We start from the raw sequence: 15,254 nt of genomic DNA, 5'->3' as shown, positions 1-15,254 counted from the left end.
ATTATTCAAAAGGTGATTTATTTTGTTTAAATGTCGGTAGAAAGGATTGAATGAGTTTTTTATTATTCACCTTCATAGCCTTTACCTCTCTCTTAATTTCTGCTGCTCTCTGCTTTTGTAATTCCTCTAATACATAAAAATGTTCATACATGGTGTATCGCTCCCTTTTCAATGATATCTTCTTTGTACTTTCATTTTATGAAAAATACAGTTGGATAACATTGGTAGAGCGATTGATTTATTCTCCTGCTTAAGGACGAAAATAAATCTTTACATCTCAATCTTAAGATTGAGAACTAGAAAGAATGATTACATTTATAGCTTGTTCTCTTAGAGGTGGTGTTTGTTCATATATATTTCAAAAAAAATTTATCTTTAGGGGTTCTCAAACCACAAATTAACCATTACAATATAAAAAACTGAATATTTTAAATCCTATCCGAGGAGGTTTGCAAGTGAAAATTTTAAGTAACGAGCAATTAGTGTTTTCGTATCGGGATGCATTGAAATCTGGTAAGGAACAAGAATCGGTGGTAAGGATCTTAAAAGCAGAAATTACAAAACGTGGATTAAAACCGTTTAAAAAGAAGAAATAGTAAAGAAACCGCTGTTTGAATTGAACAGCGGTTTCTCTTGTTTATATCTAAACATTTCATCTAAAATATCCGGCTTAGACAGTTTGTTTCACCTGAAAATTCATCGACAAAAGATAACCTTCTATCTCCGCTACTGCACCTTCAATATTTTCAGCATCAATTGTTTCAACACTTTCCACATATTCAGAACGTTTGAAGTCATAGCGCGGATCATAGTAATCCTCTAAAAGGATTTTAATGAGATCATACCAATTTTCTTCTGAGTAGCATAAATTTATTTCGTTTTGTATTTGAATGTTCTTTATTCTTTTTACAATCATAGTAAGCCCATTCTCTACCTTTTCTTTAAACCAAGGCTCAGTTGAGTAGGGAACTACATATTCAGCCACAATATGCGCTACCCTTCTGTTTATGGAAGCATCCAAGTAAAGATGATGACCACTTTCTTTTTTCTCTAATAGCTCCTCCGGTTGAACGACTCGCCCGATTCGTTTACTTTCAGCTTCCATAATAAAATATGGGAAATCCCTAATTTCTGAAAGTCCGGTATATAACAATGCATCAAACGTTTTTTGAGTATGTCCTTCCCCTAAACCCATCGCACCAAAAATGGATCCACGGTGACCGGCAATTGCTTCTAAATCTAAAATAGGGTAGCCTTTTTCCTTAAGTTGATGTAGGACTTCTGTTTTTCCTACTCCCGTTTTTCCATGAATTACGATTGCTTTTTCGGGCAGCATTTCACTGATTCTATTTAAGGTATATTGACGATAGGCTTTGTAGCCTCCAGTCAATCTTATTGATTGCAATCCAGAGAACTCCATAAAGGTACAGACTGATTTACTTCTCATTCCTCCACGCCAACAATTAATGACAGGAACATATCCACTATCAATAAGAAGCTTTAATTCAGTCATTATAGTAGGGATTTTGGGTGAAACAATCTTCATCGCTTTCCATTTTGCAGCTTCCTGCCCTAATTTTTTATATATAGTACCGATTTCGGCACGTTCCTTATTCGAAAATAGAGGCAGGTTAATAGCTCCAGGTATGGCTCCATCTGCAAATTCGATTGGTGATCGAACATCCACAGCAATCGCCTTATCTAATTTAAGAAATTCTTCAATCGTTATTTCTTTCAACATGAATTTCGCCTCTTTACCTTACAAATTATATTCTTCTATTTTATACAAGTATGGAATGAAATGAAATGGAAGTATTTTTCACATTTGTGATTACCATTATCTCAATTATTTGTTATCTTTAATTTATACATATATATCTGAAAAGAGGAAAGCAATTGCAGGATTTTATTATCCACCCACTTAGCGAAGATGCTGTTCTTATCCATTTTGGACACAAAAATCAAAATATAAAAGTGCAGAATGCCATCAATCAAATTGAAAGTTTCCCATTTTGGGGGCTTCGAGAGCTTGTTCCAGCTTATCACACATTAACTGTCTATTATGATCCTTTTATTGTAAATGGATCCTTTCCATTTGAAAAAGTAAAAGGACATTTGGAAAATATTTTAAAGGAAAACGATACAACATCCGTTTTTAACAACAGATTTATTGAAATCCCTGTTTGCTATGAAATTGAATTCGCACCAGATTTAGAGGAATTGGCAAATAGCAATAATCTAACTGTCGAGGAGGCGATTCATATACATTCTAGTGTCATTTATGATGTCAGGTTTATTGGTTTTTCACCAGGATTTCCTTTTCTTGAAGGGCTAAATGAGAAACTACATTTCCCAAGAAAAACGGTTCCTAGATTGAAGGTGCATCAAGGATCGGTTGGGATTGCTGGTAAACAAACAGGTATCTATTCGTTAGATTCACCAGGCGGCTGGCAAATTATTGGACGTACACCTATCAAACTATTCAATATAAATATAAAGAATGAGTCTCCTACCCTTTTAAAAGCAGGGGATAAGGTAAAGTTTCACCCCATTTCACAAAAGGATTTCTACCTTTGGAAGGAGTAAGTATGGGTGTAACTGTATTAAAATCTGGTTTATTAACCACGGTCCAGGATTTAGGAAGACATGGCTATCAGCGTGCTGGGATTATTGTTTCAGGAGCTATGGATTCATTGTCCTTTAGATTAGCAAATCTTCTAGTCGGAAATGAAATTCTTGCTGCAGGCTTAGAAGTGACATTGATAGGTCCCACACTTAGATTCGAGGTGGATAGCATTATTGCCATTTGTGGTGGAAACTTTACCCCAACCATTAATAATGAGGAAATCCCATTAAATAAGCCTATTTTTGTGAGAAAAGGTGACCAACTAAAATTTGGGACATTACAATATGGAAGTCGTTGTTATATCGCCTTTAAAGGTGGAATTCTAATTGATCAAGTGTTAGGAAGTAGAAGTACTTGCCTTCCCGCTAATTTTGGAGGAATAAAAGGTAGAGCACTACAAAAAGGGGATAAACTCCCATTAATAGATTTCTCTTATAAACACTCATATAAATTATCTTGGAGTTTATCATCCTATTTTGATTCATTATTATTTAATAATGAACCAATACGATTTCTAAAAGGGCGACAATACTATTTATTTAATGATGAAAGTATTAGACTTTTCCAAACTACCTCATATTCTTTATCTAATGAATCTAATCGAATGGGGTTTAGAATGGAAGGAGCTTCACTTCATCTATCAAATCAGCAAGAATTGTTAACAGAAGGAGTAGCCTTTGGAACCGTTCAAGTTCCAGCAAATGGTCAACCCATCATTTTAATGGCAGACAGGCAAACAACAGGTGGTTATCCTAAAATTGCTCAAGTTATTTCGGTAGACCTACCTCGATTAGCACAGCTCAAACCTGGAGATTCCATAGATTTTAGTGAGGTTTCTATTTTTGAAGCTCAGAATTTGGCCCTTAAACGAGAAAATGAACTAAAAGCATTGCAAAAAATAATTTTAGCAAAATGGAAAGAGGTTGAATTATAGTGTTATCAGTTGATTTAAATTGTGATTTAGGTGAGAGCTTTGGCGTATATCGAGTTGGAAATGATAAGGAAATAATGAAGTTTGTTTCTTCCGTTAATATTGCATGTGGATTCCATGCTGGTGACCCCACTATTATGAATCAAACAGTCGAATTAGCATGTCAAAACGATGTGAAAATTGGGGCACATCCTGGTTATCTAGACTTAACAGGTTTTGGTCGACGCAATATCAACCTAACTCCTGATGAAGTATACGCAAACGTGCTATATCAAATCGGTGCCTTAAACGCATTTGTGATTGCACATGGAACTAGTTTGCACCATGTTAAGCCCCACGGAGCTCTTTACAATATGAGTGCTGTAAATCCACATTTGGCAGAAGCTGTTGCAAAAGCAGTTTATGATTTTGATCCTAGTCTAACTCTTTATGGACTTGCAAACAGTGAATTAATTAAAGCAGGGGAAAAATATTCTTTGAAAACTGCTCAGGAGGTTTTTGCAGATCGGACCTACCAGGCTGACGGTACACTAACCCCAAGAACAGAATCCAACGCATTAATTACGGATGAACGACAGTCCATTAATCAGACTCTACAAATGGTACTAGATAACCAGATTACATGTATCACTGGAGAAACAATCCCAATTGTAGCAGACACCATTTGTTTACATGGAGATGGTGAACATGCTCTTTCTTTCGCTCAAAAAATTAGAACCGCTTTTGAAAAAGAAGGAATTTCGATTAAATAAATTCAAAATGGAGGGCACCAATGTTATAATTTGTGCCCTCTTAAATTACCCTCTAAAAACCTTCTCTTCAATTAAAATAGCTTTCATTAACTCAGCAATTTCATCTAACTTATTCTCATAAAACAAATCAACTATCCTACTACCCACCACAACTCCATCGCAATTTAAACTTAATTCCTTAACCTGTTCTGCCGTTGACACACCAAAACCTGCTACCACGGGGATATTACTAACCTCCTTTACCATCTCTAGAAAATTCACAAGACTTTTATCAAACTCATTTCGAATTCCAGTTATCCCTTTGATGGTCACTGTGTATAAAAAGCCTTGCCCCTTCTTTGCAATTTTTTCAACTCTTTCTTTTGGTGTAACTAAAGTAACAAGTCTAATGAGTTCAATTCCAGCCTCCTCAAGTTTCGTAGCCAATATATCTTCCTCCTCAATTGGAAGATCAGGAATAATACAGCCATCTACTCCAACCTTTTCCATATTAACCACAAATTGGTCAATTCCATAAGCCAAAATTGGGTTCATATAAGTCATTATTACAAGGGGAACATTAATGGAAGAACGAATTTCTCCTATCTTAATTAAAGTGCTCTTCAATGTTGTTCCTTCCTTTAATGACCGAATGCCAGCCTTTTGAATAGTTGGACCATCGGCAACAGGATCAGAAAACGGGATTCCGATCTCTATGGCCGCGGCACCATTTTGTTCAAGAAAAGTAAGTCTTTCCTCTAGAACCCCTAACCCTCCATCTCCAGCCATGATATAGGGAACAAACAGTTTTTCACCTCGATTAAGTCTTTCGGAAAATTGTTTTTGAATTCGATTCATTTCTTTTCACTCCCCTTTAGTCTTTCTCGTACAGTGTGAACATCTTTGTCACCACGACCTGATAAACAAATGACTAAGCTTTCATCACTATTCATTGTTGCTGCTTGTTTTAATGCAAAGGCAACTGCATGTGCACTTTCTAAAGCTGGAATAATTCCTTCTAATTTTGCTAATAATTGAAAGGCTTCTAATGCTTCCACATCTGTTATCGATTCATATTTTACTCTCCCTATATCCTTTAAAAAACAATGCTCAGGTCCAACACCTGGATAATCTAATCCAGCCGATATCGAATGTGCCTCCTGAATTTGACCATGTTCGTCTTGAAGTAAATACATCAGAGCACCATGCAGAATACCAGGCACTCCCTTTGTTAGTGAAGCGGCTTGCTTTTCGGTATTTAACCCATGCCCAGCTGCCTCCACTCCATACAATTGCACAGTTTCATCCTCAATAAAGGGGAAAAACATCCCCATTGCATTACTGCCACCACCGATACAAGCAATAACAGCATCAGGAAGCTTATTATTTTTCTTCAAAAATTGTCTTTTCGTCTCTTTTCCTATAACACTTTGAAAATCTCGAACCATCATTGGAAACGGATGGGGTCCCATTACAGATCCCAATAAATAATGTGTATCTTCCACATTAGCGACCCAGTAACGAAGAGCTTCATTGACTGCATCCTTTAAAGTTTCACTTCCAGCTTCAACACTTACTACTTTTGCACCAAGCAGCTCCATTCTGAATACATTTAATTCCTGTCTTCTTATATCCTCTGCCCCCATAAAAATCACACATTCTAAATTCAACAAAGCACAAACTGTCGCAGTTGCAACCCCGTGCTGGCCCGCCCCCGTTTCAGCAACAATTTTCCTTTTACCCATCCGTATGGCCAGAAGTGCTTGCCCTATTGTATTATTAATTTTGTGAGCTCCAGTATGATTTAAATCTTCGCGCTTTAAATAAATTTGAGCGCCATTCGCGTAATTCGTCATATTTTCTGCAAAATACAATGGGGTTTCACGACCTACATAGTCTGTTGATAAATTTCTCAAATCTTCAAGAAAATCTTTATCTTCTCTAAACTTTAGATAGGCTTCCTCTAATTCAGTAATAGCCTGAATTAATGTTTCTGGAACAAATTTCCCTCCATAAACACCGAAATGTCCTCGTTCATCTGGAAGTGTATAAGTTGTCATTTACTTTCCCTCCACCTTTTACTTTTTTGATAAAGTCCCCAATTTTTGAATGATCCTTCATGCCGTTTGTTTCTACCCCACTGCTAACATCCACCATTCCTGGTTTTCCTAGATCAATTGCCTCTAACACATTATCAATAGTTAAACCACCCGCTAGAATCAACTTGTCTTTTTGAATTTCTATTTCCTTTAAGAGGTTCCAATCAAATGTAGTTCCATTCCCCCCGCGGTATTTTCCATACGGACTGTCTAACAAAATATATTCACAATCATATTGAGGGATAGTCCTTAAATCTTCATTAGACATAACTCGAATTGCTTTAATAACAGGATAACGAATACTTCTACAAAACTCAGGAGATTCATCGCCATGAAGCTGTAAATGAGTTAATCCTACCTCCTCAAATGTTCTTTCCAAAACGTCCTTAGTTTCATTAACAAACACTCCTATTTTCAAAACCTTGTCAGGCAAACTAGCCGTTATCTTCCTTGCTTCCTCTATTGAGATTTCCCGCTTACTTTCTGCAAAAACAAAGCCAATAGCATCCGCTCCAGCCTCAATGGCGAATTCGGCGGTTTTCATATCTCGAATACCACAAATTTTAACTTTCACTCCTTGACCTCCTTTCTTAGAGGAACCCTTAACTCCCTGAAACTAGTAGACAGATCCTCACTTCTCATCAGTGCTTCTCCTACTAAAACACCATTAACCCCAGCTTTTCTAACTCTATCCGCATCATTTCGTAAAAAGATGCCACTCTCGCTTATTATAAATGTGTCATTAGATTGGATTATTGGTGCTAATCTCTCTGTAACTTCCAGATTCACCTCAAAGGTTTTTAAATTCCGATTATTGATTCCAATTAAACGTGGTTTGATAGATAAAGCTTTTTGTACATCATCCTCATCATGTACTTCTACTAAAACCTCTAATTTCTGCTGTATTGCATAACTAAATAGATTCTCTAGTTCAGCTCTTGTTAAGGCAGCAGCGATAAGTAATATAATGCTGGCTCCGTAATGTTTCGCAAAGTCAATCTGAACCTTATCGATAATAAAGTCCTTACATAAAATCGGGATATTTACCGCCTCTCGAACTGCTTTTAGATCTTGAAAGGAGCCTTTAAAAAAGGAGGAGTCTGTCAAAACTGATATGGCAGCTGCTCCACCTAGTTCATAGCTTTTTGCTTGCAAGGCTGGATTGAGATTCATGTTAATATTTCCTTTTGATGGTGAGGCTCTCTTAAACTCTGCAATTATCGCTAGATTTTCGTCCCTCTGCAAATGTGTTACCAATGAAAAATTCTTTGTATTTACAGAATTTGAAGTGTCTAAATCCATTTCCTTTAATTTTTTTATCTCGAATTTTTTTTCTGATATTATTCTTTCAAGGATTGTTCCCATTAAATGACCTCCTGTTTAGTTACACGAGATTTCTCCACTAACTTCACTAATTTTTCATAGGCAGCCCCTGAATCGATGCTTTCCTTTGCTATATTTATTCCACTAGGAATAGTACTGGCTATCCCGGATGTGAAGATTGCCAGACCTGCATTTAATAAAACAGTATCTCGATAAGCTCCTTCTTCCCCTTTTAAAACTTGTAAAAGAATTTCAGCATTCCTTTTCGAATCTCCACCCTTAATTGCTGAATTAGGAAAGCTAGGTAAACCAACTTCTTCAGGATGTAGAGTCATTTTGTTCATTACTCCATCTTGTAAAAAAATTAGATGATTCTCTCCTTCAAGGGATGCTTCATCTAGCTTTCCAGCACCGTTTAATACAAGTGCTCTCTTTCGCCCAAGTTTATTTAATACCTCTGCAAAGACCTCCAAATAATCACGTCGATTAATTCCAAGGAGTTGTGAATCTAAATCAACTGGATTTGTTAATGGTCCAATAAAATTAAAAATGGTTGGTATTTGTAATTCACGTCTAACCTTCATCACTTTCTTCAATCTTGGATGGACATGAGGAGCAAATAAGAAGGCTATCCCAATCTCTTCTAATAGCTCCTCAGCCAATTGAGTTGGCATGGATAATTCAACACCAAGCTGTTCTAACACATCAGCACTTCCTGTCTTACTAGAGATACTTCGATTACCATGTTTAGCAACTGTTATTCCACATCCCGCAATCACAAAGGCTGATGTAGTACTAACGTTAAAGCTGGAGGATCCATCCCCACCAGTGCCGCAATTATCCATTACATTTGAATAGCTTCGTCGGAAGCCGATCGTATTTAGCCTAATCGCTTTTACTAAACCTGAAATTTCATCAACTGTTTCTCCTTTAGTTTTTAGAGCCACTAAAAAAGCAGCAATCTCACTATCAGATATTTGCTCATCATTAAGCATAATCCCAACAGCCTCTTGCATTTCTTCTTCAGAAAAGGACTCCCGATTAGCCAATCTTTGAAGGTATTCTTTCATCTGTTACTCCTCCTTTATATGATTTAAGAAATTAAGTAAAAGTTGCTTTCCATCCTTAGTACCAATTGATTCTGGGTGGAACTGCATCCCAAATAAAGGATATTTTTTATGTTTGATAGCCATAATTTCTTCATCGTCCATCGAGATAGCAAGTGCTTCTAACTCAATTGGAAGACTACCCTTTTCTATCACTAATGAATGATATCTCATGACCTCTATTTGTTTGGCTAAGAAAGAAAATAATGGGTCATCATTGTGGCTAATCTTTGAGCTTTTACCATGTTTAATTTGACTAGCTTTCGTTATGATGGCTCCAAATGCATAGCCTATTGCCTGATGCCCTAAACAAATCCCAAGGATTGGGTAAGTTTTGTAAAAAGTTGTAATAAGCTTTATCGTTTGTTGTATATCTTCAGGTTTTCCTGGACCAGGAGATAGAATAATGGCTTTCGGATTCCATTTTCTAATTTCATCTAGGCTGTATTTGTCATAACGTACAACATAAATTTCCTCCTTTAGTTCACCAAAAAGCTGATATAGATTGTAAGTAAATGAATCATAGTGATCAATTAGTAAGATCATGACGTTCCTCCAAGAAGGCTTTTAGTTTATTTAAAGTTTCCTGATACTCTAGTTCAGGAACACTATCATGGACAATTCCAGCTCCTGCCTGTATATAAGCGAAACCATCCTTCAGGAGCATAGTTCGGATAGCTAAGGCAAAATCAATATTACCGTTCGCAGAAATATATCCTACTGCTCCTGCATAGACACCTCGTTTGGAAACCTCCAACTCATTAATAATTCCCATGGCTCGAATTTTTGGAGCACCAGAAACGGTTCCGGCAGGCAAACAGGCTATTAAAGCATCCAAGGCTGTATGAGATTTTTTCAATCTTCCACTGACTTCAGATACTAGATGCATGACATATTTATACTTTTCAACCTCCAAATACTTCTCTAAATGCACAGACCCGAATTCACATACCTTTCCGAGGTCATTTCTTCCTAAATCAACGAGCATCCTGTGCTCTGCTAACTCCTTTTCATCCTCTAATAAAGATTTTTCAATCTCTAAATCCAGCTCGTACGTCGTTCCCCTTGGTTTGGTTCCAGCTATCGGATTGGTTATCACCCTATCTTCTTGCACACGAATCAAGCTTTCCGGTGATGTCCCAGCAATAATACTAGTCTCGAAGTCAATGTAGTACATATAAGGTGATGGGTTTTGAATCCGTAATTTACGATAAAAATCAAAAGGATTGCCTTTATACTTAGCTTTCAATCGTTGAGATAATACCACTTGGAATATATCGCCTTGTAGGATGTATTCCTTAGCCTTATCCACTTTTTTTATAAAATCAGCCTTATCCACATCTGAAGTAAAGCTGGAAAATTCAACTGGTGTAAAAAGTTCATGTTCAAATTTTGTAAGAATTTCATTTTTAGTCAGCGCTATTTCTCTTTCTAAATCTTCAGTTGTCGTTTCAGCTAATAAAGGTGTTCCTACTAAGTAAATTTTTTGTTCTAAATGATCAAAAACAATGAAAACCTCAAAGAACATTAGGTGAAGATCTGGCATATCAATTGCGTCAGGTAACTCACTGCCTATTTCCTCCGACTGTCTCACGATGTCATATCCTACATAACCGATTCCCCCACCTGTAAAAGGAATAGAAGGTTTAATCTCACACTGTTTCTGTGTAATTAACTCCTTTATTTTTAAGAAAGGACTGTTCATAAACTCCTCGCACTGCCCAGATTTATGGATGACCTTTCCACCGTTTATTGTACTTATCAATTCAAAGACTGGATTTGACCCAATAAATGAATATCTTCCTGAAGCCTCATGTTTATAAGAGCTTTCTAATAAGAACTTTTTTGTTCCAGACAATCTCCGGAAGAGGGAAATTGGTGTGAAAGTATCCCCCTCGATTACCTCAATAATCGATTGGCTATTTAATGTTAATTCCATCTTTATCATCCTCCCAAGGATTTTTTAGAAAATAAAAAAAGTCCCCTATACGCACAAGTATTGTGCATATAGAGGACGATGCTTTTTACCGCGGTGCCACCTCAATTGGATTAAATATATATAATCCCACTTTCAGATACGGGAAATAACCTTTGCAAAAACAAAATTCCATTTCCGATATCCTATCCTTTTAACGGTGGAAGTCCGTGTATCCCTACTACTGTTCAGGATACCTCTCGTAAGCCCATTCAATAAAGGTTCCTGCGTTAGACTCTCACCACTGTCCAACTCTCTGTAGCATTCACACTTTTATTTACTCTTCTTACTCAACGATTTATTATTAAATTTTCAAATCAATACAAAAAGGGTCTCTCGTCTTGAAAAGGACGAGAGACCCGTGGTGCCACCTTTATTAGCTGTAAACAGCTCGCTTTGACAGTATCCAATAGAGAATACTCGTTTCAGATAACAAGGAAACTACTCGTCAAAGCCTACTGCAATAAATTGGTTCGGTTTGAAAGCTCAGAAGCCCATTCACTAAAACATCTACACTGATTTGCACCACCCATCAGCTCTCTAAAGTATCCGTATTAGTTACTACCCTTCATCAACGCTTTAAGATGATTAAGTTGTTTTTTATATTAATATGTCTTTAAAGAAAAGTCAACCGTAAAATTTGAATTTTCTTACTTATTTCCTTTTGCCAATAATTCAATTAACAATTTTCTCCAAACTGTTGCAAGCTCATCAACTTTAAGAATTTTTTCAATAGCTTGTTTATTTGAACGATCATGAAAGTAGATCTGATTTGCATACAGGACGGAAATAGCGTGTTCACTTTTAGTCAAAAGCTTTAATTCTGAATTTCTTTCCACTTTACCTTCCTGAAGAACTCGAAAAAAGTATCCAGTAAATCCTGTTTCAACAACACGCTTTAACAAACCATCAATTTGATTAAATTTTGATATTTTGGAGCATGGAATTCGGCCCTGAGTAATTTGAATAACCGCTTCACCAAATTGAAACGTGTCACCAATATAAACCTCTTCTTCTGTCATGCCAAACAAAGAAATATTTTCACCAAAACCAGGTGTTTTTATTTTCACACCAAATTCAGCTTCCCATACTGAATAGTGCTCTAATGGATATAAACAGACAGCACGATCTGGACCTCCATGAAATTCAGTAGCAGCTACAGTATCTCCATCAAAGCCATTCACCGTTAAAAACGCTTCATTAACCTCTTGTTTTCCAATTGCAGAATTTGTATTAGTATTATTCCAATTAAATGTTTGTATTCCACCGATAGCAAGTTTATGTATTTCCACTTTCTTCTCCTCCGTACTAATATAATTTTCCTTAAGTAATAACATATCATGATATTGCCAGTTAGTGGAAAGTTATTTTACTCTTCACTTGTTAATACTAAAATCAATGTTATTTAATTGTAAAGGCGGTCATTTTCAAAATGGAACATACTGAACAATTAAATTTAAATAAATCTGGCAAAGGTTCCTCTAAAAGTAGTGAAATCGGAAAACAAAAATGGGCTATTGTTTCGTTATCGTCGATTCCATTAGTTATGACATTAGGTAATTCTATGCTAATACCGGTTTTAACAACGATGGAGAAAAAGCTAAATATTTCCGCCTTTCAGTCCAGTATGATTATTACAGTTTATTCTATTGTAGCCATATTGCTTATTCCAGTTGCAGGTTACATATCTGACCACCTTGGTAGAAAAAAAGTTATCATACCAAGCCTAATCATTGCTGCCATTGGCGGTTTAATTTCAGGGTTTGCCTCCTGGAAAATGAATGACGGCTATTGGCTAATCTTAGTTGGTCGTGCTTTACAAGGTGTTGGAGCAGCTGGAGCAGCACCCATTGTCATGCCATTAGTTGGGGATATGTTTAAGGACGATGAGGATGTCAGTAGTTGTCTTGGTTTAATTGAAACCTCCAATACATTAGGTAAAGTACTTAGCCCTATCTTAGGCGCGTTATTAGCAGGTATCGTATGGTTTCTCCCGTTTTTTTCATTTCCTGTCTTTTGTACGATATCAATCTTATTGGTTCTTTTATTAGTAAAAAGTCCGAAAAATGATACAAAAAAAATTCCCTTCAAGGAATTTTTTATTAATGTGAAGAAAACCTTTACCGACAGTGGACGTTGGTTGTATAGTATTTTCTTCATCGGAGCTGCTTTAATGTTTGTATTGTTTGGTATCCTTTTTTACTTATCTGATACATTCGAAAAGGTTTATGATATTAAAGATGTAAAAAAAGGGTTGTATTTAGCAATCCCTTTGGGGGCCCTTTGTTTATCATCATATATTACTGGTAAAGTCATAAAAAAGAATAAAGTATTAATGAAATGGATTACATTAATAGGAATAGTTATGTTAGCTATATCTATTGCCCTACTAATGTTCTCAAAAGGAATTTGGTTCATGATCTCCATGTTTATTGTTAGCGGTATTGGTATTGGAGCGGGGCTCCCCTGTCTAGATGCAATGATTACGGAAGGTGTAAAGAAGGCAGAAAGAGGTACCATAACTTCCATTTATAGTTCGATGCGTTTTATCGGAGTAGCGGCCGGACCACCAGTAATTGCGTTAATGATGAAAAATAATGAAAAATGGTTATTTATTCTGTTAAGCTCAACAGCTATCTTGGCGGCCCTTGTCACTTTGTTAGCCATAAGACCTAAATCAGAAAAATCGCATTGATTCATTCAATGCGATTTTAATTTTAGTAGGTAATTTTCAATAATTTGATTAAACGATCTCCAGTTTTTCATTGGAAGTTGGTGAAAGGCATTTACAATGAATTCAGCATCAAAATGCCCATTTGGATAATTGCGAATATGTTTATTAATAAAATCCCGAGAACCGTATATAAGCAATAGAGGGAATGTCCAATTTTCGATATTCTTTAAACAAGAGTATTCCAAAGACTCTTGATAAAATTGATACCATATATTCATATCTGCTTTCTTCATATGATCAATCAAAACTTGTTTTAACTCTTTGTTTTCTGTATGGCTTCCAGCAATAACCTTTATTAATACTTTAGGATATTTTCTTAATAAAAACATTCCTGCCAAATGCTCATACTTTAATAGCATTGACTTAACTTCTGGAAATCCTCCAGATAATATCATCGCTAATACTCGGTTTGAATAGAGTGAGGCAAACTCTTGTGCCACAATTCCCCCTGATGAATACCCACATATAACCGCTTTTTCAATTTGAAGATTGTCTAAGATTGCTTTGATTTCTTCAGCATATTCCTTAATAGAAAACTTTGCTTGTTTTCCTTCAGAATTTCCATGTCCACTTAAGTCTGGTAAAATAATTCGAAATTTTTCAGTCAAAAAAATTTGATAAAAGAAAACTTTACGCCCCATACCTGGTGGATGAATAAAGACAATTGGAATACCCTTTCCTTTATCCTCAAAATAAAGCTTCCTATTTTGGTGGTGACAGATTGGCATCTGATGTCCCCCCTTAACAAAAAAATAAACCAAGGCTATTATTATGCCCAGGTTTATTAAGAAAATATTTATACATTTAATCGAGGCTTAGTTGGATCACAATTTGATGGAGGAAGCTCTGTGCTTTGAGCTAATTTTGTTAAATAATAACATTCTTCTCTAGCCATGTGGTCTGCCATTAAAGGCTGGAATACCCCTAACATTTCTTTTGTTAATCCCATATCTTCGATTTCCCTTAAGAATGCTTTAAATAATTCCATTTCTAAGTACACATCTTTGTTGAATTTTTTCAAGGCTGGAAATACAGTCAAATTTGTACGAAGATAGCCCGCTAGTTCAACTGCTTTTAAATAGAAATCTTCAAACGTTTTTACAAATTCCTTAGTTGTTTTCTTCAACTTTTTTTCTACTGCATCAACGTTATCATTGATAGCCCCAGCATGACCTGCTGCATCAATAAGCCATACTAAATGATGATGAAGTTCATGGAAAACGGGTGGGGGATTTCCCACTTTTAGAAAGCTAAGTACTCTTTGATATTCCTCCAACTCATTGACCATATGATTAATAAACGTCGGCGTTAAATGAATTTTAATTTTCCCTACAAGATGGAGTTCAAGTAGTTTTAGTTTGAAGGTTTTGAATAAAAGTACTTCTTTATCTGCTAATTGACTAAGTTCCCTTTGATCCAGGTTAGTCACATTTTGTAAAAGTTCATCAAAAACATGGATAAAGTATTTTGCCTTTTCGATAAGCTTCTTTTCACTTTCAGCCAATGAATCATTAATAAATCTAGCATGGTCACCTAATATTTGAAGCCAAAAGCGATGTTCGAATAGAGCCACTTCATTAAAGTTGCTAGTCATTGGTGCCCCTCCATTCCAATTGAATATTCCTTTAACACTTTATTCTGACTGGAACTTAGTTATGTTTCAATAATTAAAAAGACTGACTACATTCATTTACAAATATTGTCGCGCTGATGTATTTAAATATATATA

Annotated in this window: 17 protein-coding genes and 2 other annotated features; of the genes, 5 read left to right on the top strand and 12 right to left on the bottom strand. The window is 35.9% G+C overall.

Annotated elements, in window-relative coordinates; genetic code table 11:
* Nucleotide 1: 1 nt before the first annotated feature.
* Nucleotides 2-151 carry a hypothetical protein gene (locus tag LRP83_RS19710; RefSeq protein WP_230498437.1) on the bottom strand — a complete coding sequence of 50 codons (150 nt, stop codon included), beginning with the start codon at nucleotides 149-151 and terminating at the stop codon, nucleotides 2-4.
* Nucleotides 152-455: 304 nt separating this feature from the next.
* Here LRP83_RS19710 and LRP83_RS19705 point away from each other — a divergent pair, with 304 nt between their 5' ends.
* A complete protein-coding gene (locus LRP83_RS19705; protein WP_230498436.1) occupies nucleotides 456-596 on the top strand; it encodes a sporulation histidine kinase inhibitor Sda in 141 nt (46 codons plus the stop codon).
* 74 nt (nucleotides 597-670) lie between these two features.
* Here the strand turns inward: LRP83_RS19705 and mnmH are convergent, their stop codons facing one another.
* Nucleotides 671-1,741, bottom strand: a complete 1,071-nt coding sequence (mnmH, locus tag LRP83_RS19700; RefSeq protein ID WP_230498434.1) for a tRNA 2-selenouridine(34) synthase MnmH — start codon at nucleotides 1,739-1,741, stop codon at nucleotides 671-673.
* A 155-nt stretch (nucleotides 1,742-1,896) separates the two neighbouring features.
* Between mnmH and pxpB the strand changes: the two genes are divergently transcribed.
* Genes pxpB through pxpA form a run of 3 tightly spaced genes read left to right on the top strand, consistent with a single transcriptional unit; the run spans nucleotide 1,897 to nucleotide 4,309 of the window.
* Nucleotides 1,897-2,586: a 5-oxoprolinase subunit PxpB gene (gene pxpB / locus LRP83_RS19695; protein ID WP_230498433.1), complete on the top strand. Its 690-nt coding sequence runs from the start codon at nucleotides 1,897-1,899 to the stop codon at nucleotides 2,584-2,586.
* A gap of 2 nt (nucleotides 2,587-2,588) precedes the next feature.
* Entirely contained in the window at nucleotides 2,589-3,560 is a 972-nt protein-coding gene (locus LRP83_RS19690; RefSeq protein WP_230498432.1) for a 5-oxoprolinase subunit C family protein, read from the top strand.
* The gene (gene pxpA, locus LRP83_RS19685) at nucleotides 3,560-4,309 is read left to right on the top strand and encodes a 5-oxoprolinase subunit PxpA (RefSeq protein ID WP_230498431.1); all 750 of its coding nucleotides are present in this window, start codon (nucleotides 3,560-3,562) and stop codon (nucleotides 4,307-4,309) included. The genes LRP83_RS19690 and pxpA overlap by 1 nt, the downstream gene beginning before the upstream one ends.
* Before the next feature lie 45 nt (nucleotides 4,310-4,354).
* On the opposite strand, the gene trpA is transcribed toward pxpA, so the two are convergent.
* The 8 genes from trpA to LRP83_RS19645 form a co-directional block, all read right to left on the bottom strand.
* On the bottom strand, nucleotides 4,355-5,146 hold the full coding sequence (trpA, locus tag LRP83_RS19680; RefSeq protein WP_230498430.1) for a tryptophan synthase subunit alpha: 792 nt from the start codon (nucleotides 5,144-5,146) through the stop codon (nucleotides 4,355-4,357).
* Nucleotides 5,143-6,348, bottom strand: a complete 1,206-nt coding sequence (trpB, locus tag LRP83_RS19675) for a tryptophan synthase subunit beta (RefSeq protein ID WP_230498428.1) — start codon at nucleotides 6,346-6,348, stop codon at nucleotides 5,143-5,145. The genes trpA and trpB overlap by 4 nt, the downstream gene beginning before the upstream one ends.
* Entirely contained in the window at nucleotides 6,323-6,961 is a 639-nt protein-coding gene (locus LRP83_RS19670; RefSeq protein WP_230498427.1) for a phosphoribosylanthranilate isomerase, read from the bottom strand. Before LRP83_RS19670 ends, trpB begins: the two co-directional genes overlap by 26 nt.
* Entirely contained in the window at nucleotides 6,958-7,752 is a 795-nt protein-coding gene (gene trpC, locus LRP83_RS19665; protein ID WP_230498425.1) for an indole-3-glycerol phosphate synthase TrpC, read from the bottom strand. The genes LRP83_RS19670 and trpC overlap by 4 nt, the downstream gene beginning before the upstream one ends.
* Nucleotides 7,752-8,780, bottom strand: coding sequence for an anthranilate phosphoribosyltransferase (trpD, locus tag LRP83_RS19660; RefSeq protein WP_230498424.1), 1,029 nt, complete (start codon nucleotides 8,778-8,780; stop codon nucleotides 7,752-7,754). The genes trpC and trpD overlap by 1 nt, the downstream gene beginning before the upstream one ends.
* 3 nt (nucleotides 8,781-8,783) lie before the next feature.
* On the bottom strand, nucleotides 8,784-9,362 hold the full coding sequence (locus LRP83_RS19655; RefSeq protein WP_230498422.1) for an anthranilate synthase component II: 579 nt from the start codon (nucleotides 9,360-9,362) through the stop codon (nucleotides 8,784-8,786).
* Complete coding sequence (gene trpE / locus LRP83_RS19650; RefSeq protein WP_230498421.1) at nucleotides 9,346-10,755, bottom strand: anthranilate synthase component I; 1,410 nt, start codon at nucleotides 10,753-10,755, stop codon at nucleotides 9,346-9,348. The genes LRP83_RS19655 and trpE overlap by 17 nt, the downstream gene beginning before the upstream one ends.
* 68 nt (nucleotides 10,756-10,823) lie before the next feature.
* Nucleotides 10,824-11,094, bottom strand: a binding site (T-box leader).
* Between the two features lie 40 nt (nucleotides 11,095-11,134).
* Nucleotides 11,135-11,375: a binding site (T-box leader), on the bottom strand.
* A 66-nt stretch (nucleotides 11,376-11,441) separates the two neighbouring features.
* The gene (locus LRP83_RS19645; RefSeq protein ID WP_435531373.1) at nucleotides 11,442-12,128 is read right to left on the bottom strand and encodes an MOSC domain-containing protein; all 687 of its coding nucleotides are present in this window, start codon (nucleotides 12,126-12,128) and stop codon (nucleotides 11,442-11,444) included.
* 95 nt (nucleotides 12,129-12,223) lie between these two features.
* On the opposite strand from LRP83_RS19645, the gene bcbE reads away from it, so the two are divergent.
* Nucleotides 12,224-13,486 carry a bacillibactin exporter BcbE gene (gene bcbE, locus LRP83_RS19640; protein WP_230498419.1) on the top strand — a complete coding sequence of 421 codons (1,263 nt, stop codon included), beginning with the start codon at nucleotides 12,224-12,226 and terminating at the stop codon, nucleotides 13,484-13,486.
* Between the two features lie 5 nt (nucleotides 13,487-13,491).
* Here bcbE and LRP83_RS19635 read toward each other — a convergent pair whose 3' ends face one another.
* Both LRP83_RS19635 and LRP83_RS19630 read right to left on the bottom strand, forming a co-directional pair.
* On the bottom strand, nucleotides 13,492-14,253 hold the full coding sequence (locus LRP83_RS19635; protein WP_230498418.1) for an alpha/beta fold hydrolase: 762 nt from the start codon (nucleotides 14,251-14,253) through the stop codon (nucleotides 13,492-13,494).
* Nucleotides 14,254-14,321: 68 nt separating this feature from the next.
* Complete coding sequence (locus LRP83_RS19630; RefSeq protein WP_230498417.1) at nucleotides 14,322-15,119, bottom strand: DUF2935 domain-containing protein; 798 nt, start codon at nucleotides 15,117-15,119, stop codon at nucleotides 14,322-14,324.
* Between the last annotated feature and the right edge of the window lie 135 nt (nucleotides 15,120-15,254).

This window comes from Pseudoneobacillus rhizosphaerae (assembly GCF_917563885.1).
Taxonomy (GTDB): domain Bacteria; phylum Bacillota; class Bacilli; order Bacillales; family Cytobacillaceae; genus Pseudoneobacillus; species Pseudoneobacillus rhizosphaerae.
This window is presented reverse-complemented; position numbering and strand designations above follow the sequence as displayed.